Origin of the sequence: Vibrio satsumensis (genome assembly GCF_050337435.1) — a bacterium.
GTDB lineage: Bacteria > Pseudomonadota > Gammaproteobacteria > Enterobacterales > Vibrionaceae > Vibrio > Vibrio satsumensis.
Genome location: NZ_JAKJSX010000015.1, coordinates 1 through 20,555, shown reverse-complemented (window position 1 = coordinate 20,555; position 20,555 = coordinate 1). Strand labels below are relative to the sequence as shown.

18 protein-coding genes are annotated in these 20,555 nt (G+C 45.0%); 4 read left to right on the top strand and 14 right to left on the bottom strand.

Annotated elements, in window-relative coordinates; genetic code table 11:
• Nucleotides 1–17 precede the first annotated feature (17 nt).
• A complete protein-coding gene (locus tag L4C44_RS18890; RefSeq protein ID WP_146492397.1) occupies nt 18–716 on the bottom strand; it encodes a DUF1481 domain-containing protein in 699 nt (232 codons plus the stop codon).
• A 47-nt stretch (nt 717–763) separates the two neighbouring features.
• Nucleotides 764–1,036: a nucleoid-associated protein HU-alpha gene (gene hupA / locus L4C44_RS18885; protein ID WP_004729753.1), complete on the bottom strand. Its 273-nt coding sequence runs from the start codon at nt 1,034–1,036 to the stop codon at nt 764–766.
• A gap of 270 nt (nt 1,037–1,306) precedes the next feature.
• On the opposite strand from hupA, the gene L4C44_RS18880 reads away from it, so the two are divergent.
• Complete coding sequence (locus tag L4C44_RS18880; protein ID WP_146492396.1) at nt 1,307–2,485, top strand: CNNM domain-containing protein; 1,179 nt, start codon at nt 1,307–1,309, stop codon at nt 2,483–2,485.
• Nucleotides 2,486–2,565: 80 nt separating this feature from the next.
• Here L4C44_RS18880 and L4C44_RS18875 read toward each other — a convergent pair whose 3' ends face one another.
• Nucleotides 2,566–3,153, bottom strand: a complete 588-nt coding sequence (locus tag L4C44_RS18875) for a YjaG family protein (RefSeq protein WP_017062699.1) — start codon at nt 3,151–3,153, stop codon at nt 2,566–2,568.
• Between the two features lie 71 nt (nt 3,154–3,224).
• Between L4C44_RS18875 and L4C44_RS18870 the strand changes: the two genes are divergently transcribed.
• Together L4C44_RS18870 and L4C44_RS18865 are read left to right on the top strand one after the other, a co-directional pair.
• On the top strand, nt 3,225–4,151 hold the full coding sequence (locus L4C44_RS18870) for a D-2-hydroxyacid dehydrogenase (protein WP_210446838.1): 927 nt from the start codon (nt 3,225–3,227) through the stop codon (nt 4,149–4,151).
• Nucleotides 4,151–4,744: a uracil-DNA glycosylase family protein gene (locus L4C44_RS18865; protein ID WP_146492394.1), complete on the top strand. Its 594-nt coding sequence runs from the start codon at nt 4,151–4,153 to the stop codon at nt 4,742–4,744. The genes L4C44_RS18870 and L4C44_RS18865 overlap by 1 nt, the downstream gene beginning before the upstream one ends.
• Nucleotides 4,745–4,847: 103 nt before the next feature.
• On the opposite strand, the gene hemE is transcribed toward L4C44_RS18865, so the two are convergent.
• Together hemE and nudC are read right to left on the bottom strand one after the other, a co-directional pair.
• Complete coding sequence (gene hemE / locus L4C44_RS18860) at nt 4,848–5,915, bottom strand: uroporphyrinogen decarboxylase (RefSeq protein ID WP_146492393.1); 1,068 nt, start codon at nt 5,913–5,915, stop codon at nt 4,848–4,850.
• A 299-nt stretch (nt 5,916–6,214) separates the two neighbouring features.
• Nucleotides 6,215–7,024 carry an NAD(+) diphosphatase gene (nudC, locus tag L4C44_RS18855; protein WP_048659213.1) on the bottom strand — a complete coding sequence of 270 codons (810 nt, stop codon included), beginning with the start codon at nt 7,022–7,024 and terminating at the stop codon, nt 6,215–6,217.
• A 165-nt stretch (nt 7,025–7,189) separates the two neighbouring features.
• Between nudC and L4C44_RS18850 the strand changes: the two genes are divergently transcribed.
• Nucleotides 7,190–7,687 (top strand): Rsd/AlgQ family anti-sigma factor, encoded by a 498-nt coding sequence (locus tag L4C44_RS18850; protein WP_048605474.1) that lies wholly within the window; start codon nt 7,190–7,192, stop codon nt 7,685–7,687.
• Between the two features lie 344 nt (nt 7,688–8,031).
• On the opposite strand, the gene rpoC is transcribed toward L4C44_RS18850, so the two are convergent.
• From rpoC to L4C44_RS18805, 9 genes are all read right to left on the bottom strand, one after another.
• The gene (rpoC, locus tag L4C44_RS18845) at nt 8,032–12,234 is read right to left on the bottom strand and encodes a DNA-directed RNA polymerase subunit beta' (RefSeq protein WP_017060527.1); all 4,203 of its coding nucleotides are present in this window, start codon (nt 12,232–12,234) and stop codon (nt 8,032–8,034) included.
• 91 nt (nt 12,235–12,325) lie between these two features.
• Nucleotides 12,326–16,354: a DNA-directed RNA polymerase subunit beta gene (gene rpoB, locus L4C44_RS18840; protein WP_017060526.1), complete on the bottom strand. Its 4,029-nt coding sequence runs from the start codon at nt 16,352–16,354 to the stop codon at nt 12,326–12,328.
• A gap of 235 nt (nt 16,355–16,589) precedes the next feature.
• Nucleotides 16,590–16,958, bottom strand: coding sequence for a 50S ribosomal protein L7/L12 (gene rplL / locus L4C44_RS18835; protein WP_017631516.1), 369 nt, complete (start codon nt 16,956–16,958; stop codon nt 16,590–16,592).
• Between the two features lie 57 nt (nt 16,959–17,015).
• Nucleotides 17,016–17,510 carry a 50S ribosomal protein L10 gene (gene rplJ, locus L4C44_RS18830; RefSeq protein WP_010435550.1) on the bottom strand — a complete coding sequence of 165 codons (495 nt, stop codon included), beginning with the start codon at nt 17,508–17,510 and terminating at the stop codon, nt 17,016–17,018.
• A gap of 250 nt (nt 17,511–17,760) precedes the next feature.
• Nucleotides 17,761–18,465 (bottom strand): 50S ribosomal protein L1, encoded by a 705-nt coding sequence (gene rplA / locus L4C44_RS18825; protein ID WP_048659214.1) that lies wholly within the window; start codon nt 18,463–18,465, stop codon nt 17,761–17,763.
• Nucleotides 18,466–18,469: 4 nt separating this feature from the next.
• Complete coding sequence (gene rplK, locus L4C44_RS18820) at nt 18,470–18,898, bottom strand: 50S ribosomal protein L11 (RefSeq protein ID WP_010435555.1); 429 nt, start codon at nt 18,896–18,898, stop codon at nt 18,470–18,472.
• Nucleotides 18,899–19,111: 213 nt separating this feature from the next.
• Nucleotides 19,112–19,660, bottom strand: a complete 549-nt coding sequence (nusG, locus tag L4C44_RS18815; RefSeq protein ID WP_010435556.1) for a transcription termination/antitermination protein NusG — start codon at nt 19,658–19,660, stop codon at nt 19,112–19,114.
• A gap of 13 nt (nt 19,661–19,673) precedes the next feature.
• Nucleotides 19,674–20,051, bottom strand: coding sequence for a preprotein translocase subunit SecE (secE, locus tag L4C44_RS18810; RefSeq protein ID WP_010435558.1), 378 nt, complete (start codon nt 20,049–20,051; stop codon nt 19,674–19,676).
• Nucleotides 20,052–20,274: 223 nt separating this feature from the next.
• The coding region (locus tag L4C44_RS18805; protein WP_486994348.1) for an EF-Tu C-terminal domain-related protein at nt 20,275–20,555 on the bottom strand (281 nt) is incomplete at its 5' end.

Sequence of the window (20,555 nt, the reverse complement as noted above, 5' to 3'; positions counted from 1 at the left end):
AACCCTTAAATTGATCGCTATTCTTTCAACAATGATGGCCTAACGACACAATCATGGCTGTCTTCAGCTAGCATCAGCAACTCTTCCACACTCATCTTACCCAGTGAATCACTGCCAAGAAACGCTGCATAACTTTCCACAGCTGCTAGTCGGTTGATCACGAAGCTTGGTAAGGTCTGGTTAAATTCAAAGCGATCAAACTCACCACCAGCGCACGTTTCAAAAGAGCTGCCATTCCAATACCCTTGAACCAGTCTGAGCCCTTCGTCATCCTGCTTCATCGTAGTTTCTAGAACCGATTTAGCTTCTTTCTGATAGTTTTCAAGTTGCTTAGCTTGGATAGGTAAAATTTTGCTGTCGATACGATACTGTTGATACACAGCTTCGCCTGACTTATTGAAACGCACATGGACACGATAAGGAACAAGCTCATTCGAAGAATTACGCTGCTCGCCTTCACGAATAAATTCACGAAGCACGCCTTCTGACCAAGCATAGTCAGTTTGATACCAGCCGTAATCGCCGACAGTGACGTAGTCAGCTGAAGTATGAGGTTGTGTTAGCTTGTTTGTAACCCAGTAGAAACTTGTCGCGTCGCCCATGACTTGGCCGCCGGTGTGAGTTTCAAATTGCTCTAGGTTTTTGCGAGGGCTTGTTGAAGAACAGCCAATAAGAAATGTAGATAATAGTGAAACGAGAAGAAATGCTTTTTTCATAAAAACCTGTACCGAGGTGGAATACGACTACCTCGGTACAGTTTAGATTATTTCACTGAATCTTTCAGCGCTTTACCTGCAACAAATGCTGGAACATTTGCAGCAGCGATTTGGATCTCATCACCAGTTTTTGGGTTACGACCAGTGCGAGCTGCACGGTGGTTTACTTTAAAAGTACCAAAACCAATTAGCTGAACTTGATCGCCATCTTTAAGAGCATCTGTAACACCGCCAAGAGTCGCTTCTAGAGCAGCTTTAGCTTGTGCTTTAGAAAGGTCCGCTTTTTCAGCAATAAAGTCGATTAATTGAGTCTTGTTCATTTTAGGTTTCCCTTCTTTGTATTTTTGAATTCAATTCACTCTAAAACATAAATGCCCCATCTGGCAAAGGTTTGTCGTCGATCTTTAGCTCTAATGCCGTAGTTTTAGCCATAATATGAGTAATAACTCACAATTTGTTACTGATTTTATTAAGCAAGCCCTTGTTTAAAAGGGGCTGAGAGCAAAATTAATGATGACCTAGCCACTACTTTTTCACTATAATCCACGCTGAATCGCTGCTAAAGCGTACAATTTAATTTAAGGGCAAACATGCTGCTGCTAACTATTTACGTCTCCATTGCTATTGGAGTTTCTTTCATTTGTTCTGTTTTGGAAGCTGTACTTTTGAGTATTAGTCCGAGCTACATTGCTCAACTAAAACAAAATGGGCACCCTGCAGCAGAGTCTTTAGACAAACTGAAAACAGATATTGACCGCCCGCTTGCGTCAATTTTAACGCTCAACACCATCGCGCATACTATCGGTGCTGCGACAGCAGGTGCACAAGCGGCTGTCGTTTTTGGTAGCCAATGGTTAGGTGTCTTCTCTGCCGTGCTAACGCTGGGTATCTTGGTATTGTCTGAAATTGTTCCAAAGACCATTGGTGCAACCTACTGGCGTCAACTTGCTCCTGCTTCGGCAAGCGTGCTGCGTTGGATGGTGTTCTTCCTAACACCGTTTGTATGGTTCTCAGAACAGATCACCAAACGTCTTGCTCGTGGCCACCAAGCACCAAAAATGCGTGATGAGTTATCTGCAATGGCGATCTTGGCAAAAGAGAGTGGCGAGTTTGCAGAAGGCGAATCAAAAATCCTGAGCAACCTACTGGGTATTCAAGATGTACCCGTGACTCAGGTAATGACGCCGCGCCCAGTGGTATTCCGTGTTGATGCGGAAATGAGTGTGAATACGTTCCTAGAACAACATAAAGACACGCCATTCTCACGTCCGTTGGTTTACAGTGAGCAGAGTGACAACATCATCGGTTTTGTTCACCGCCTAGAGCTGTTTAGATTGCAGCAAGCCGGTTGTGGTGAAAAAGCTCTGGGTGAAGTAATGCGCCCTATCCACGTGTTGCTGAACAACATGGGCTTGGCTAAGGCCTTTGACCAGATGATGGCAAACCGCCTGCAACTGTCTTTAGTTGTGGACGAATACGGCACTATTCAGGGCATCATCACCCTAGAAGATATCTTTGAGCACCTTGTAGGTGAAGAGATCGTCGACGAAGCGGATAAAACCACCGACATGCAAGAACTGGCGTTTCAACGCTGGGAGAAGTGGAAAGAGACACACGGTGTTATCGAAAACCGCGATGAAGAGGACGAGCTAGAGGAAGAAACTCCAACAGACAACGATGCCTCAGACGCAAAATCAACGGACGACGACGCCTCAAAAGATAAAGCTTCAAAAGACAAAGCGCAGAACGAAGACAAAAAAGACGCTTAATCTAAATTTGAGACCGTCAGATACAACAAAGGCTCCCTAGGGAGCCTTTGTTTTTATTCATGCTTTGGTGCAATTGCGAATTATAGCGCAACACCAATGTTACTGACTGGGTCTTCACGCAGTTCGTGGCGTAGATCTTTGATCAGCTCTAAGTCACGCTCAGTCGTTTCACGTAGAGGTCGGAAAATGGCCCACTGAACGTCCCACTCTTCACATACCGCTTCGTTTTCTTTCTGGTTTTCGTTGGTCACTTCTTCAGCGCCTTGAGCAAACTCAAGCTCAGCAACCGTCTTCACCGATTGTTGACTCACTTTAATTACCGCTTCCAACATATGTTCACGGTCAAGCAGGCCATGAATTAGCGTTGCTAGGCCTTGGCATGCGTCCATTGCTGGGTAAACACCATAAAAATCAAAATCATCACCGCTAGGGAATAGCTCTTCAACCTTCTCAAGTTGACGCTCAAAGTTCACCTTTGCTGTTTTAACCGTCAAGATTTCCCAAATGCTATCCAAAACATCACGATAGATTCGAGCTTCCGCAAATTCTGTATTCTCACAAAACATGGCATAGTTAGGGTACATACGCTCACATAGACACGCCATAAAGGTAATTTGTTGCCAAGGTTCTAACTTTTCAAGACGAACCTGCAGTGGATTCTGAAGCATAGTCACTCAATAATTGCAGAAAAAGACAGCGAAAGTGTACTTGATAAACCCTGGGGGGAAAAGGTAAGCCGATGAACAATTTTACGAATAAGCTCTATATTCTTACTGAGCATGACGATACCTATACGCAACTGATTCTAAACCAGGATTTACCCGACCTAGAAATCACTCAAAACCCCAAATCAGCACAGATTGTCTTGGCATCACCGCCTCTAATCGCAGAACGCCTCGGCGAGTTTAAAGAGCTAGACTGGGTACAGAGTACCTATGCTGGAATCAATAAACTCACGCAGCCAGATCTGCGTCAGGACTATACGCTAACCAACGTCAAAGGCATCTTTGGCCCGGCTATCGCAGAATACGTGTTGGGTTACACAATCAGTCACTGTAGACACTTCCCTCATTACCATCAGCATCAACAACAACGAAACTGGCAGCCACAGCTTTATACTAGCCTAACTGACAAAACTATGGTGATTTTAGGAACAGGGTCAATTGGCAGTCATTTGGCAAAAACCGCGGCGGCTTTTGGTATTCATACCATAGGTGTCAACCGTACGGGTATCCCATCCAAACAAGAAGCCTTTAAAGAGACGTTCCACATCAATGAGATAGAGGCTGCCCTTAAGCAGGCCGATATTGTGGTGAATACCTTGCCATCAACGCCTGAAACCTATCAATTACTCAATCAAACGACCTTAGGTTACTGCTCGAATGTGCTGCTGTTCAATGTCGGTAGAGGTGAATGCCTAGACAATAAGTCCTTGCTGCTCGCCATAAAAAACAGATGGGTAGAACACGCATTTTTAGATGTATTTGAAAGTGAGCCCCTCTCTCAGGAACACCCTTTCTGGAAACTACCGCAAGTGACGATTACGCCACACATTGCTGCACTCAGTGAGCCAAGACAGGTGGTAGAGATCTTCGCAGAGAATTACAAACAGTGGCGAGATGGTTTTACACTTAATCATGTCATCGATTTTGATAAAGGTTACTGATGTCCTCTTCGTTACTTAAAGAGATACGACAATGCCGAGCATGTGAGCCTCACCTCTCGCACGGCGCCAATCCAGTGATTCAAGCACACCCAAACGCACGCTTACTGATCATAGGTCAAGCACCGGGCATCAAGGTGCATGAGTCGTCGATCCCTTGGAATGATGCCAGTGGTGAGAGATTAAGAGAATGGTTAGGGATAGATAGCGATACTTTTTACGACGAGCAAAAGGTCGCGATTGTGCCTATGGGGTTTTGTTATCCAGGTAAAGGAAAGAGTGGCGATCTGCCACCACGCAAAGAGTGCGCGGAGCTTTGGCATAACAAAGTGCTGCAATCTCTACCCAATATTCAAATGACACTGCTGATTGGCCAGTACGCACAAAACCATTACCTAACAAACAAAACCACCAGCACACTGACCGAAACCGTGCGAGATTGGCAAAGGTGGGCGCCTGAGTTTTTGCCATTACCTCACCCTTCGCCACGCAATAATATCTGGCTAAAGAAGAACCCTTGGTTTGAAAGTGAAGTCATTCCCTATATCAGGAAACACATCTCAGAGCATTTGGCCTACCATGATCCAAATGCCTAATTAACTGCACACAATAAGATTAAACCGCGATCAAATACCAATTTCAGGCAATAAAAAAGCGCCGTTGGTTTCCCAACAGCGCTTTCAATCATCTTACTCAGAATTACTTGTGGTAAGGCTTAGATAATTCGTGAACAGCGTCAACGAATATACCTGCGTTCTCTGGCGGTACATCTAAGTGGATACCGTGGCCTAGGTTAAATACATGACCTGTACCACCGTCGCCGAAGCCTTCTAGGATGCTGCCCACTTCTTCGCGAATACGTTCAGGCTGAGCGTAAAGCATTGAAGGATCCATGTTGCCTTGCAGAGCAACTTTGTCGCCGATGCGAGCTTTTGCATCTGCGATGTTGATTGTCCAGTCTAGACCAACCGCATCACAACCTGTTGCTGCGATAGATTCTAGCCACATGCCACCGTTCTTAGTGAACAGAGTCACTGGTACACGACGACCTTCGTTTTCACGGATTAGGCCATCAACGATTTTGTGCATGTATTGCAGTGAGAATAGGTTGTAGTCACGAGGAGTCAGCACACCACCCCATGTATCAAATACCATTACCGATTGAGCACCCGCTTTAATTTGCGCGTTCAGGTATTCGATAACACTGTCAGCCAGCTTGTCTAGAAGCAGATGCAGCGTTTGTGGTTCTGCGTACATCATCTTTTTGATCTTAGTGAATGCTTTAGAGCTTCCACCTTCAACCATGTATGTCGCTAAAGTCCATGGGCTACCAGAGAAACCAATCAGAGGCACTTCGCCTTTCAGGTCTTTACGGATCTGACGAACGGCATTCATTACGTATTGAAGCTCACCTTCTGGATCAGGTAGGCCAATCTTCTCTACGTCAGCTTTACACGTGATAGGACGCTCAAACTTAGGACCTTCACCTGTTTCAAAGTACAAACCTAAGCCCATTGCATCAGGGATAGTTAGGATGTCTGAGAACAAGATTGCCGCATCAAGCGGGAAACGACGTAAAGGTTGAAGTGTTACTTCTGATGCCAGTTCAGCGTTTTTGCACAAAGACATGAAATCGCCTGCTTCAGCGCGCGTTGCTTTATACTCAGGAAGATAGCGGCCAGCTTGGCGCATCATCCATACCGGTGTGTAATCAACAGGCTGTTTTAAAAGTGCGCGTAAATAGCGATCGTTTTTTAATTCGGTCATTCCGTTAAATTCCAATTCAATCTTGTCTAGTTTTGATGGCAAGTATTCTAACACTGATTGAAGGGTAAAAGCTGTGTGCTTTGCAACCTAGATCAAGTTATTAACTTTTAAATCAATGCTTAATTTGCACCCAATTGCGGGGGCATGTTAAAAATTTGTTCGCTAGCGAAAATTACAATTATAACATCTGAGTAGTCACTACTCAGCATCTCATAACGACATCTTACTTACCCCCTCCACTTGTGGAGGGTTTTTTTTCGCTTTTGACCACTTATAGGCCAAATACTATCACAGGCAAATTAGTGCTCTAACACCTGCTCCATAACGGCATCTTTCATCGCGTCATCAACGGTTTTCTCAATCAACTGTCTCGCAATGGTTCCTACAGGGGCAACATCAGGTAGGCTTGTTACGTCAAACCATTGAGCATCCGATAACTCGCTGTAGTCTGGCTTAAGCGTACCACCAGCATAATCTGCAAGAAAGCCCATCATCATACTCGATGGAAACGCCCACGGCTGGCTGCCAAAGTAACGAATATTATCGACATCGATACCCGTTTCTTCTTTTACTTCTCTTGCCACACACTTCTCTAGGGTTTCTCCGACCTCTAGGAAGCCCGCTATCACGGTATACATACCTGTTTTATGTCTTGGGTGCTGTGCAAGCAATATCTTGTTGTCGTTTCGTACAGCGACAATGATGCATGGGAAGATACGAGGGTAATGAAGTGTACGGCAATCTCCACACTGCATCGCCACCTGGTTATGGTTGAGATGATTTCGACCACCACACTGAGGGCAAAAACGCATACTTTGAGTCATATGCCCATATTGGATGGCTTTGCTTGCAGTCAAGAAACTCGCTTCAGGCCAGTGCAGTAACTCTCTTAGGCTGACCATGCTCAGCTCATTCTCCACATCACAGTCGTTGAGCCAATACACCTTACGACCTTGATGCTGACCAATACAGATTGCATGCTCAACACTCAGCCCAAGCTCTTCAGCAGAGCCAAACGGAAACTGATCATTATTAACCCAAATATCACTACCAGAAACGACGCACCAATAAGCTTGCTCTGTCATTTTGTTATCACTTTTTTTTAACATCCCTATGCCTCATTGCTTGCAGTTCGTTCATTTTACTGGCAATCTAATTTCATACTAGAGTTGTAGCAGAGAATATTTCAAGCTATTACTTTTAGTAGCTACCAATAAAACGGACCCTGCTTAGGCAATTACTTGATCACAAGGTTGTGATCAGATCATGAGGACATGGTCATGCTAAATAAATTCAAACAAATACAAGAACAATGGGGTGGCTCTAATGAGGTCATCGATCATTGGCTCGAAACTCGACAGTCTCTAATCGTTGAGTATTGTAAGCTTGCCGCTCTACAGCCTTCATCGTCGAAAGCAACTGCAATCACCGAACTGCCTTCTCCAGAAGAGCTCCAAAAATTCAGCCAACATCTTGTTGATTACATCTCCGAAGGTCATTTCAAAATCTATGACATGGTGATGGACAAATGGCAGTCTACTGGCTTTAAAGCAACAGACGAAATCAACCAATCTTATGGTCATATCGTTCTTACCACAGATCCACTGCTCAACTTCACCGATAAATACGCTGCCATTGAAGCGACCGATACATTAGAAAGCTTTGATAGTGAGCTGTCACTCGTTGGTGAGATTCTTGAGGCGAGGTTTGCGGTTGAAGACCAGCTGATACAACAAATTGCCGACAGTCTAGCGGTTCCACCAGGGGCGTAATGGCTTAACACCTTCTAAGCTTGCCTCAGTGCAAGCTTTTTGTTTTGTCTGTAGCGTTACCTAAAACATCCAACTCTTCTACCAGAGCCTATTGATTCGTCCCTACTCTGATGCTTTGCGACAACCAGACGTAACACTTGTCACCAGTTTCATCCTCATGATCTCCCTGCAAACACCCAAAAATGCCTTCGAGAAAGTACTCGCGACTAAGTCCACCAGCTAAGAAAGCAATCAAACCTATCTGATTCTGAACGATAGGCCTCTCGTTAAACACCTATGCGCCAGATACAAAAAAGGCACCCGAAGGTGCCTTTTTCTTATCTCTTAGAGACTACTCGTAGAGCTTACTCTTCTGAAGAGAAACCAGCGTTTAGAAGTGCTGCTAGATTGTCAGTAGCTTGTTCAGCTGAAGGACCTTCTTGCTCTTCTTCACGTTGCTTTTGACGCTCTTGGTGGTATGCGAAACCAGTACCAGCTGGGATCAGACGACCAACAATTACGTTCTCTTTCAGACCGCGAAGGTCATCACGCTTACCAGAAACCGCAGCTTCTGTTAGTACGCGAGTCGTTTCTTGGAACGATGCAGCTGAGATGAATGACTCAGTTGCAAGAGATGCTTTAGTAATACCTAGTAGGTCACGTTCGAAACGTACTAGTTCTTTACCTTCAGCTTCTAGCTTACGGTTAGCAATCTTAACATTGTGGTACTCAACTTGTTCGCCAGGTAGGAACGGAGAGTCACCAGAATGAGTGATTGTACACTTACGTAGCATTTGACGAACGATAGTCTCGATGTGCTTATCGTTAATCTTTACGCCTTGTAAGCGGTAAACTTCTTGAACTTCGTTCGCTATGTACTGAGTTACTGCGTGGATACCACGTAGACGCAGAATATCGTGTGGAGTTTCAGGACCGTCGGCGATTACATCACCACGTTCAATCTTCTCACCTTCGAACACGTTCAATTGACGATGCTTAGGAATCATCTCTTCGTAAGCGTCACCGCCTTCACGAGTGATTACTAGACGACGCTTACCTTTCGTTTCTTTACCGAAAGACACAGTACCTGTGTGCTCAGCAAGGATCGCAGGCTCTTTAGGCTTACGAGCTTCGAATAGGTCAGCTACGCGTGGTAGACCACCGGTGATATCTTTGTTTCCGCTCGATTTTTGAGGGATACGAGATAGTGTGTCACCGATGCCAACTTCAGCGCCATCTTCGATGTTTACAATCGCTTTGCCAGGTAGGAAGTAGTGAGCTGGCATATCAGTACCAGGGATCATTACGTCGTTACCTTGCTCATCAACAAGTTTGATAGCTGGACGCATATCTTTACCTGCTGCTGGGCGAGCTGCTGCGTCTGTAACTTCACTTGAAGAAAGACCAGTTAGATCGTCAGTTTGACGAGAAACTGTAATACCATCGATCATATCTACGAATTGGATACGACCTGCCACTTCAGTGATGATTGGCATGGTATGCGCTTCCCAGTTAGCTACAACTTCACCAGCAGTAACTGCTGCGTTGTCGCCTTTGGTTAGCATCGAACCGTAAGGAAGTTTGTGCTTCTCTTTAGTACGGCCGAATTCATCAATAATCGTCATCTCAGATGCACGAGAAGTGATAACCAGTTTCTTATCTTTGTTAACTACGAACTTAGCATTGTGAAGTTTCACAGTACCAGTTGTCTTAGCTTGGATGCTGTTCTCTGCTGCTGCAGTAGATGCCGCACCACCGATGTGGAACGTACGCATCGTTAGCTGTGTACCCGGTTCACCGATAGATTGTGCAGCAATAACACCAACTGCTTCACCTTGGTTCACTAGGTGACCACGTGCTAGGTCACGACCGTAACACTGTGCACAACAACCGAAGTCTGCATCACAGGTAACTACAGAGCGCACTTTCATGCTATCTACTGAGTTATCTTCCATGATTTGACACCACTTCTCATCAATCAGAGTATTACGTGGAATCAGTACATCTTCAGTACCAGGCTTAAGAACGTCTTCAGCTACTACACGACCAAGAGCAAGCTCAGAAAGTGCAACTTTAACGTCACCACCTTCGATGTGAGGCATCATGTCGATACCTTCATGCGTGCCACAGTCATGTTCGTGTACTACAACGTCTTGAGCAACGTCTACTAGACGACGAGTTAGGTAACCCGAGTTTGCTGTTTTCAGTGCTGTATCCGCAAGACCCTTACGAGCACCGTGCGTTGAGATAAAGTACTGAAGGACGTTTAGACCTTCTTTAAAGTTCGCTGTGATCGGCGTTTCGATGATTGAACCATCTGGACGCGCCATCAGACCACGCATACCTGCTAGCTGACGAATCTGAGCTGCAGAACCACGTGCGCCCGAGTCGGCCATCATGTAGATGCTGTTGAACGATTCTTGCTGTTCTTCTTCGCCGTCACGGTTGATAACTGTTTCAGAAGATAGGTTATCCATCATTGCTTTCGCAACGCGGTCATTCGTAGATGCCCAGATATCGATAACTTTGTTGTAACGCTCACCCGCAGTAACAAGACCAGATTGGAATTGCTCTTGGATTTCGCGAACTTCTTCTTCAGCAGATTCAATTTCATCGTATTTCGCTTGAGGTACAACCATATCGTCGATACCTACAGAAACACCAGAAAGTGCAGCGTATGCAAAACCTGCGTACATGATTTGGTCAGCAAATACTACTGTATCTTTTAGACCAAGCTTACGGTAACACTCGTTAAGAAGAGTAGAGATCTGCTTCTTACCTAACTTTTGGTTAACGATGCTGTACGGTAGGCCAGCTGGAACGATTTGCCATAGCATTGCACGGCCGACAGTTGTATCAACCATCTTCGTTTCAGTAGTGCTGTTACCATCTTCGTCTACTACAGTCTCAGTGATACGTACTTTAACGCGAGCGTGTAGCTCAGCAGTCTTAGTACGGTATGCCTTTTCAGCCTCAGCAGGGCCAGCAAGGTACATACCTTCGCCTTTCACGTTGATCTTGTCACGTGTCATGTAGTAAAGACCCAATACAACGTCCTGAGAAGGTACGATGATCGGATCACCTGACGCTGGCGACAGAATGTTATTCGTCGACATCATCAGTGTACGTGCTTCAAGCTGTGCTTCTAGAGTTAGAGGCACGTGCACCGCCATTTGGTCACCATCGAAGTCGGCATTGTATGCCGCACACACTAGTGGGTGAAGCTGAATCGCTTTACCTTCGATTAGTACTGGTTCAAACGCTTGGATACCTAGACGGTGAAGTGTAGGTGCACGGTTAAGTAGTACTGGGTGTTCACGGATGACTTCGTCTAGGATATCCCAAACGATAGCTTCTTCGCGCTCTACCATCTTCTTAGCAGCTTTGATTGTCGTAGCCATGCCACGAGTTTCTAGCTTGCTGTAGATGAACGGCTTAAATAGCTCAAGTGCCATCTTCTTAGGAAGACCACACTGATGTAGACGAAGGTATGGACCTACTGTGATTACAGAACGGCCAGAGTAGTCTACACGTTTACCTAGAAGGTTCTGACGGAAACGACCTTGTTTACCCTTGATCATATCAGCAAGAGATTTCAGAGGACGCTTGTTAGAACCAGTGATAGCACGACCACGACGACCGTTATCTAGAAGTGCATCAACAGACTCTTGCAGCATACGCTTTTCGTTACGTACGATGATGTCCGGAGCAGCTAGCTCTAGAAGACGCTTCAAACGGTTGTTACGGTTGATCACACGACGGTAAAGGTCGTTCAGATCTGAAGTCGCAAAACGACCGCCATCTAGTGGTACTAGAGGACGTAGATCTGGCGGCAGAACCGGAAGTACAGTCAGAATCATCCATTGCGGATCGTTACCCGATGCAATGAACGCTTCAACTAGCTTCAGGCGCTTAGTAACTTTTTTACGCTTAGTTTCTGAGTTAGTTGTTTCTAACTCTTCGCGCATTTCTTCCACTTCTTGATGAAGGTCCATTGTTGCAAGCAGATCTTTGATCGCTTCAGCACCCATCTTAGCAGTGAATTCGTCACCCCACTCTTCTAGACGATCCAGATACTCTTCTTCAGTAAGCATCTGAGATTTTTCTAGATCAGTCATACCTGGTTCAGTTACTACGTACATCTCGAAGTAAAGAACACGTTCGATATCACGTAGAGGGATATCCATTAGTAGACCGATACGAGACGGTAGTGATTTTAGGAACCAGATGTGAGCAACTGGTGAAGCTAGCTCGATGTGGCCCATACGGTCACGACGAACTTTAGTTTGTGTAACTTCAACGCCACACTTCTCACAGATAACACCACGGTGCTTCAGGCGCTTGTATTTGCCACAAAGACATTCGTAGTCTTTAACTGGACCAAAAATACGTGCACAGAACAGACCATCACGTTCAGGTTTGAACGTACGATAGTTAATTGTTTCCGGCTTTTTAACTTCACCAAAAGACCATGAACGGATCATGTCTGGTGAAGATAGACCGATTTTGATTGCATCAAATTCTTCGGTCTTATGCTGTGCTTTTAGAAAGTTTAATAAGTCTTTCACATTCAGCTCCTGTAAGGAGTTAAAGGAGCTCACTGCTGTAGCAAGCTCCCTTTTACCAAATAATCCTATCTTCTTTTAAAAAGAGGAGGGATTACTCTTCGTCTTCTAGCTCGATGTTGATACCTAGCGAGCGAATCTCTTTCAACAGTACGTTGAACGACTCAGGCATACCAGGTTCCATGCTATGGTTACCGTCTACGATGTTCTTATACATCTTAGTACGGCCGTTAACGTCATCTGACTTAACTGTTAGCATTTCTTGTAGAGTATATGCAGCACCGTATGCTTCTAGTGCCCATACTTCCATCTCACCGAAACGCTGACCACCGAACTGAGCTTTACCACCAAGTGGTTGCTGAGTTACTAGGCTGTAAGAACCAGTTGAACGAGCATGCATCTTGTCATCAACCAAGTGGTTCAGTTTCAGCATGTACATGTAACCAACAGTTACAGGACGCTCAAACGAATCACCAGTACGACCATCAAACAGTTTAAGCTGACCAGATTCTGGCAGATCACCCAGTTTAAGTAGTTCTTTGATTAGAGACTCAGAAGCACCGTCGAACACAGGAGTAGCAATCGGTAGACCGCCACGTAGGTTCTTGATCAGTGTACGAACTTGATCATCAGACAGTTCAGCAATATCAACTTTCTGACGAGTATCACCAAGATCGTAAACCTTCTGTAGGAACTCACGGAACTTATGCAGTTCTTGTTGTTCCTTAACCATTTGGTTGATCTTGTCACCGATACCTTTCGCAGCCAAACCTAGGTGAACTTCTAGGATCTGACCGATGTTCATACGCGATGGTACACCCAGCGGGTTAAGTACGATGTCTACAGGCTGACCTTTCTCATCGTATGGCATGTCTTCAACAGGGTTAATCTTAGAGATTACACCTTTGTTACCGTGACGACCGGCCATCTTATCACCAGGTTGGATACGACGTTTAACCGCTAGGTAAACTTTAACAATCTTAAGAACGCCAGGCGCTAGATCATCACCTTGAGTGATTTTACGACGCTTAGTTTCAAACTTCTTATCGAAGTCTGCTTTTAGCTCATCCCACTGCTCAGCAAGTTGCTCAAGCTGTGTTTGTAGCGCATCGTCTTCTAGAACTTGCTCTAGCCATTGCTTACGACCGATAGTATCAAGCTTAGCTTCAGAGTAACCACCAGACAGAAGTACAGCTTTAACACGGTTAAGAAGGCCACCCTCAAGAATTTGGAACTCTTCAGTTAGGTCTTTCTTAGCTTCTTTAAGCTGCATCTGTTCGATTTCAAGTGCACGCTTGTCTTTCTCTACGCCATCGCGAGTGAAGACTTGTACATCGATGATAGTACCCGAAACAGAGTTTGGTACACGTAGAGAAGTATCTTTAACATCAGATGCTTTCTCACCGAAGATAGCACGTAGTAGCTTCTCTTCAGGAGTCAGTTGAGTTTCACCTTTAGGGGTTACTTTACCAACTAGGATGTCGCCACCCTTAACTTCAGCACCAATGTAAACGATACCTGACTCGTCTAGTTTAGACAGAGCAGACTCACCTACGTTTGGAATATCAGCTGTGATCTCTTCAGAACCCAGCTTAGTATCACGAGCCACACAAGATAGTTCTTGGATGTGGATTGTCGTGAAACGGTCTTCTTGAACTACGCGCTCAGATACTAAGATCGAGTCTTCGAAGTTGTAACCGTTCCAAGGCATGAATGCGATACGCATGTTTTGGCCAAGAGCTAGTTCACCAAGGTCTGTTGAAGGACCATCAGCAAGAACATCGCCGCGTGCAACTGGTTCACCAGGAAGTACAGTTGGACGTTGGTTAATACATGTGTTTTGGTTCGAACGCGTGTACTTAGTTAGGTTGTAGATATCGATACCAGCTTCGCCAGGTACCAATTCATCTTCGTTAACCTTAACTACGATACGAGAAGCGTCTACAGACTGAACTTGACCACCACGTTTAGCAACCGCTGTAACACCAGAGTCAACTGCGATGTTACGTTCGATACCTGTACCTACTAGAGGCTTATCAGCCTTAAGTGTTGGTACAGCTTGACGTTGCATGTTGGCACCCATCAATGCACGGTTCGCATCATCGTGTTCTAGGAACGGGATAAGCGAAGCAGCGATAGATACTACTTGGTTTGTCGCAACGTCCATGTAGTCAACGTGATCGCGTGGGTGAAGACCAGATTCACCTTTTTGACGAGCTGTGATTAGCTCATCTGCAAACGTACCTTCTTCAGTAAGAATGGTGTTTGCTTGCGCGATTACGAATTGACCTTCCTGGATTGCAGACAGGTAATCAACTTCTTCTGTTACTACACCATCTACTACACGACGGTACGGAGTTTCTAGGAAACCGTAATCGTTACAACGTGCAAACGCAGATAGCGAGTTAATTAGACCGATGTTTGGACCTTCAGGCGTTTCGATCGGACATAGACGACCGTAGTGAGTTACGTGAACGTCACGTACTTCGAAGCCTGCGCGCTCACGAGTAAGACCACCAGGACCTAAAGCAGAGATACGACGTTTGTGCGTAACTTCTGACAATGGGTTGTTTTGGTCCATGAACTGTGAAAGCTGTGAAGAGCCAAAGAATTCTTTAACTGCAGCAGAGATCGGCTTAGCGTTGATAAGATCTTGAGGCATGATTGCATCAAGGTCACCAAGGCTTAGGCGCTCTTTAACGGCACGTTCTACACGAACTAGACCAACACGGAATTGGTTTTCTGCCATTTCACCTACAGAACGGATACGACGGTTGCCAAGGTGGTCGATATCGTCCACTTCACCAATACCGTTACGGATACCAATCAGTTTCTTCATCACTTCGATGATGTCTGATTCATCCAGAGTACCGCGCTCTTCTTCTTCTTCACGCTCGATAGAGCTGTTGAACTTCATACGGCCTACAGTTGATAGGTCGTAACGTTCTTCAGAGAAGAATAGGCTTTCGAATAGAGACTCTGCAGCTTCTTTCGTTGGTGGCTCGCCAGGACGCATCATGCGGTAGATTTCTACCAATGCAGAGATGCGATCTACTGTGCTATCTGCACGTAGAGTGTCTGACATGAATGGACCGTGATCTAGGTCATTCGTGAACAGAGTTTGTAGAGCCTTGTGACCTGCTTGAGACAGGTTAGCAAGTGCTTCTAGGCTAATCTCTTGGTTCGCGCCAACGATGATCTCGCCAGTTGCTTCATTGATGTAATCTTTAGATGCAACTTTACCAACGATGTACTCTACTGGTACTTCGATGTGCTCAACGCCATCTTTTTCAAGTTGACGGATATGACGAGCAGTAACACGACGACCAGTCTCAACGTAAGTTTTGCCGTTTGCTTCGATGTCGAATGACGCAGTTTCACCACGTAGACGATCAGGAACCAACTCCATAAGAAGAGTTTGGTCTTTCACTTCGAAGTTCACTTTGTCGAAGAACAGATCTAGGATCTCTTCAGTCGATTTACCAAGTGCACGAAGAATGATCGATGCTGGTAGCTTACGACGACGGTCGATACGTACGAATAAGTTATCCTTAGGGTCGAACTCAAAGTCTAACCATGAGCCACGGTAAGGAATTACACGTGCGTTATAAAGAACTTTACCTGATGAGTGGGTCTTACCCTTATCACTGTCGAAGAACACGCCTGGGCTTCGGTGCAGCTGGGATACGATAACCCTCTCGGTACCATTAATTACGAAAGTACCATTGTCTGTCATAAGCGGAATTTCGCCCATGTAGACTTCTTGTTCTTTAATGTCTTTTACAGTACCTGCTGGTGCATCTCGATCAAAGATAACTAGACGTAGTTTTACGCGTAGTGGCTTTGAGTAAGTAACACCGCGGATTTGACATTCTTTAACGTCAAAAACTGGCTCACCAAGACGGTAGCTAACGTATTGCAGCTCAGAATTGCCGTTGTAGCTCTGAATTGGGAATACAGAACGGAAAGCAGCTTCAAGACCGTATTGACCTTCTGGATCCTGTTCGATGAATTTGTCGAAAGAATCAAGCTGGATCGATAACAGGTATGGAATGTCCAAAACTTGTGGACGAGTACCAAAATCCTTACGGATGCGCTTTTTCTCGGTATAAGAGTAAACCATGGGGTTCCTCAGCTCGCTGATAAGTGACCCAAACCACCCAAAACACTCTTCAAGAGGGGGCGGTGACAAACAGCTGTTTACTGTAGTGAACAATCATTTCGAAAAAATGACTGTTTTTTTGCTCGGATTATGACGGTTAAACAGCGGAAAATTCGTCATAGCCCTACAGCGCAAAAAGGCCGGTGGTTAATAAACCACCAGCCATTAGCCTTGCGGCTAAGAAATTAAGTAATAATTACTTGATTTCAACAGAAGCGCCAGCTTCTTCTAGCTGTGCTTTAAGAGCTTCAGCTTCAGCTTTGTCAACGCCTTCTTTAAGCGCTGCAGGAGCTGAGTCTACAAGACCTTTAGCTTCTTTAAGACCTAGGCCAGTTGCGCCACGTACAGCTTTGATAACTTGTACTTTGTTAGCGCCAGCAGCAGTTAGGATAACGTCGAATTCAGTTTGCTCAGCAGCAGCGTCGCCGCCAGCTGCGCCGCCAGCTACAACAGCAGCAGCTGCAGTAACGCCGAATTTCTCTTCCATAGCTTCGATAAGCTCAACAACTTGCATTACAGACATTTCTGCAACTGCGTCTAGGATTTGCTCGTTAGTAATAGACATAACAATTCTCTTTTAAGTCAACAATAAGTTTAAATAGCAACCAGTGAAAAGCAAGGCTTATGCCGCAGCTTCTTCTTTTTGGTCGCGAACAGCAGCGATAGTACGAACCAGCTTGCCAGCAGAAGCTTCTTTCATGCACATCATTAGGCGTGCGATAGCTTCGTCGTAAGTTGGTAGTGTCGCTAGTACTTCAGCATCAGTAACTGCGCCTTCAAATGCAGCAGCTTTGATCTCGAAATCTTTATTCTCTTTAGCGAAGTCTTTGAAAAGACGCGCTGCAGCACCTGGGTGCTCATTAGAGAATGCGATCAGAGTTGGACCAGTGAAAGTGTCTACTAGACACTCGTAGTCTGTACCCTGAACCGCACGGCGTGCTAGTGTGTTACGAACAACTTTCATGTAAACACCCGCTTCGCGAGCTTGTTTACGTAGAGAAGTCATTGCGCCAACTTCAACGCCACGAGAATCAGCTACAACTGCAGAAAGTGCACCACTGGCAGCTTCGTTGACTTCAGCAACAATTGCTTTTTTGTCTTGAAGATTTAAAGCCATTTGGATTAACCTCTGGTTGTGATTACAGCACTCAATACAAAATGTAATGAGCGTTTACGATGTTATTTAAAAATGAATAAATTCACTTCAAACCACAACATCGCCTACGTAGGTTTTATTAAGCTATCAATAATCTAATGAAAATCGACAGCGCCTACGGTCTTGGGATAGATGATTTCAAATTGCTTTAAAACCACCCAACCACAAATATTAGGCGCAGAAGTATACACTAAATCTGCGCCTAAGCAAATTAGTTTGCTTGAGTGTCAAGACTAGCTTGATCAACAGCAACACCAGCACCCATAGTAGTAGAGATGCTTACTTTCTTCAGGTAAGTACCCTTAGCTGAAGAAGGCTTAGCTTTCTTAAGAGCAACTAGAAGAGCTTCTAGGTTCTCTTGAAGCTGGTTAGCTTCGAAAGATGCTTTACCGATAGTAGTGTGGATGATGCCGTTCTTGTCGTTACGGTAACGAACCTGACCAGCTTTAGCGTTCTTAACCGCTTCAGCAACGTTAGGAGTTACAGTACCAACTTTAGGGTTTGGCATAAGGCCGCGTGGACCTAGGATTGTACCTAGTTGACCAACAACACGCATTGCATCTGGAGAAGCAACAACAACGTCGAAGTTCATTTCGCCTTTTTTCACTTGCTCAGCAAGATCTTCCATACCAACGATATCTGCGCCAGCTGCTTTAGCTGCTTCTGCGTTTGCACCTTGAGTGAACACAGCAACGCGGATGTCACGGCCAGTACCGTGAGGTAGCACAGTTGCGCCACGAACGTTTTGGTCAGATTTACGAGCATCGATGCCTAGGTTAACAGCAACATCTACAGACTCAACGAATTTAGCAGTTGCTAGTTCTTTAAGAAGAGCAACAGCTTCGTTGATTTCGTATTCTTTAGTCGCGTCAACTTTGTCGCGGATTACGCGCATACGCTTAGTAAGTTTAGCCATGATCTTATCCCTCTACCACTAGGCCCATTGAACGAGCAGTACCAGCAATAGAACGCTTCATTGCTTCGATGTCAGCACCAGTCATATCAGCAGCTTTAGTTTCTGCGATTTCCTGAACTTGAGCGTCAGTTACAGTACCAACTTTCTCAGTGTTTGGACGACCTGAACCAGACTTAACGCCAGCAGCTTTCTTAAGAAGAACAGCAGCAGGTGGAGTCTTAGTTACGAACGTGAAAGAACGGTCGTTGTAAACAGTAATAACTACTGGAGTAGGTAGACCTTTCTCAACAGATTCTGTTTTTGCGTTGAACGCTTTACAGAATTCCATGATGTTCACGCCGTGTTGACCTAGAGCAGGACCAACTGGTGGACTTGGGTTTGCCATACCAGCTGCAACTTGCAGTTTGATATAAGCTTCAACTTTCTTAGCCATGATATTTCCTAATATTTTGGGTACATACGCTAGCCGCAAGGCGAGCTCCCCATAAATTCAATTAACTCTTTTTCGCTTCAACAGAAGCAAAAAGGCGCGAAATTATAATCATAATTCGCGCCTTTAACAACCCTAAAAAGGTGATTTTTTATACTCTTTTATTTTGAACAACTTATGAAGTATTTATCCACAGCTTGCTCAAAGGTCAGAGTTTTAGTCCAGTTTTTCAACCTGACCAAATTCAAGCTCAACCGGTGTTGCACGACCAAAGATCGATACAGATACCTTAATGCGGCTTTTCTCGTAATCTACTTCTTCAACAGTACCGTTAAAGTCAGCAAATGGACCATCGTTCACACGAACCACTTCACCCGCTTCGAACATTGTCTTAGGACGTGGAGACTCGCTCGCTTTCTCTAGACGGTTCAAGATAGCATCAGCTTCTTTATCAGTGATTGGTGCAGGACGATCAGAGGTACCACCAATGAAGCCCATAACACGCGGAATGCTGCGTACTAAGTGCCATGATTCATCATTCATGATCATTTGAACTAATACGTAGCCAGGGAAGAATTTACGTTCACTTTTACGACGTTGCCCAGCACGCATTTCCACTACTTCTTCAGTAGGTACTAGCACATCGCCAAATAGTTCTTCCATGTTGTGCATTTTAATATGCTCGCGTAGCGACTGTGCAACACGACCTTCAAAGCCAGAAAAGGCTTGAACTACATACCAACGTTTTTTTGGAGCTTCACTCATGAATCAGAACCCTCTACACTCCAGTTGCTAGAGAAACTAGACGGACCATGATGCCGTCAATTCCCCAAAGCACTAGAGACATAACAATACATACAGCTAAAACGATCAATGTAGTTTGCATAGTTTCTTGGCGAGTAGGCCAAACAACTTTACGAATCTCCATACGAGATTCTTTTGCAAAATCGATCGCAGCTTTACCTTTAGTTGTTGTTGCTGCAACGCCTAGTGCGGCAGCAATCAGCACAACTACACCTGCAGCGCGAATTACAACAGACAATTCACCATACAGGTAATTACCCACAACAGCAGCAGCCAACAGAACAAAAGCGACAATCCACTTCATTGTATCTGCTGCACCTGAGCTATCAGGAGTTTCAGCGTTTGCTTTCATAAAACCAACCTGTGATAAGTCTTAAATATAGACGACAATAACCCCGCTGTTGCAGGGCACATTCCTTTGCGTTGCAAAACAACACATCTAACAGTCATTTTAGTCAAAAAGACCGTTTAATTCTTTGCTAAGAGCAAAAATCGATGTCAAAACATCCAACTCTTTTTTTAGCGCAGAAAAAGGGCATCAAATGATGCCCTTTTTACTAGTGGTTCGTCAAATCTTATGCAAAGATTTTAGCTACAACACCAGCACCAACTGTACGGCCACCTTCGCGGATTGCGAAACGTAGACCTTCGTCCATTGCGATTGGAGCGATTAGCTCAACAGTCATTTGAACGTTGTCACCTGGCATTACCATTTCTACGCCTTCTGGTAGAGTGATGTCGCCTGTTACGTCAGTTGTACGGAAGTAGAACTGTGGACGGTAACCTTTGAAGAAAGGAGTGTGACGGCCGCCTTCGTCTTTAGAAAGTACGTATACTTCAGACTCAAACTTAGTGT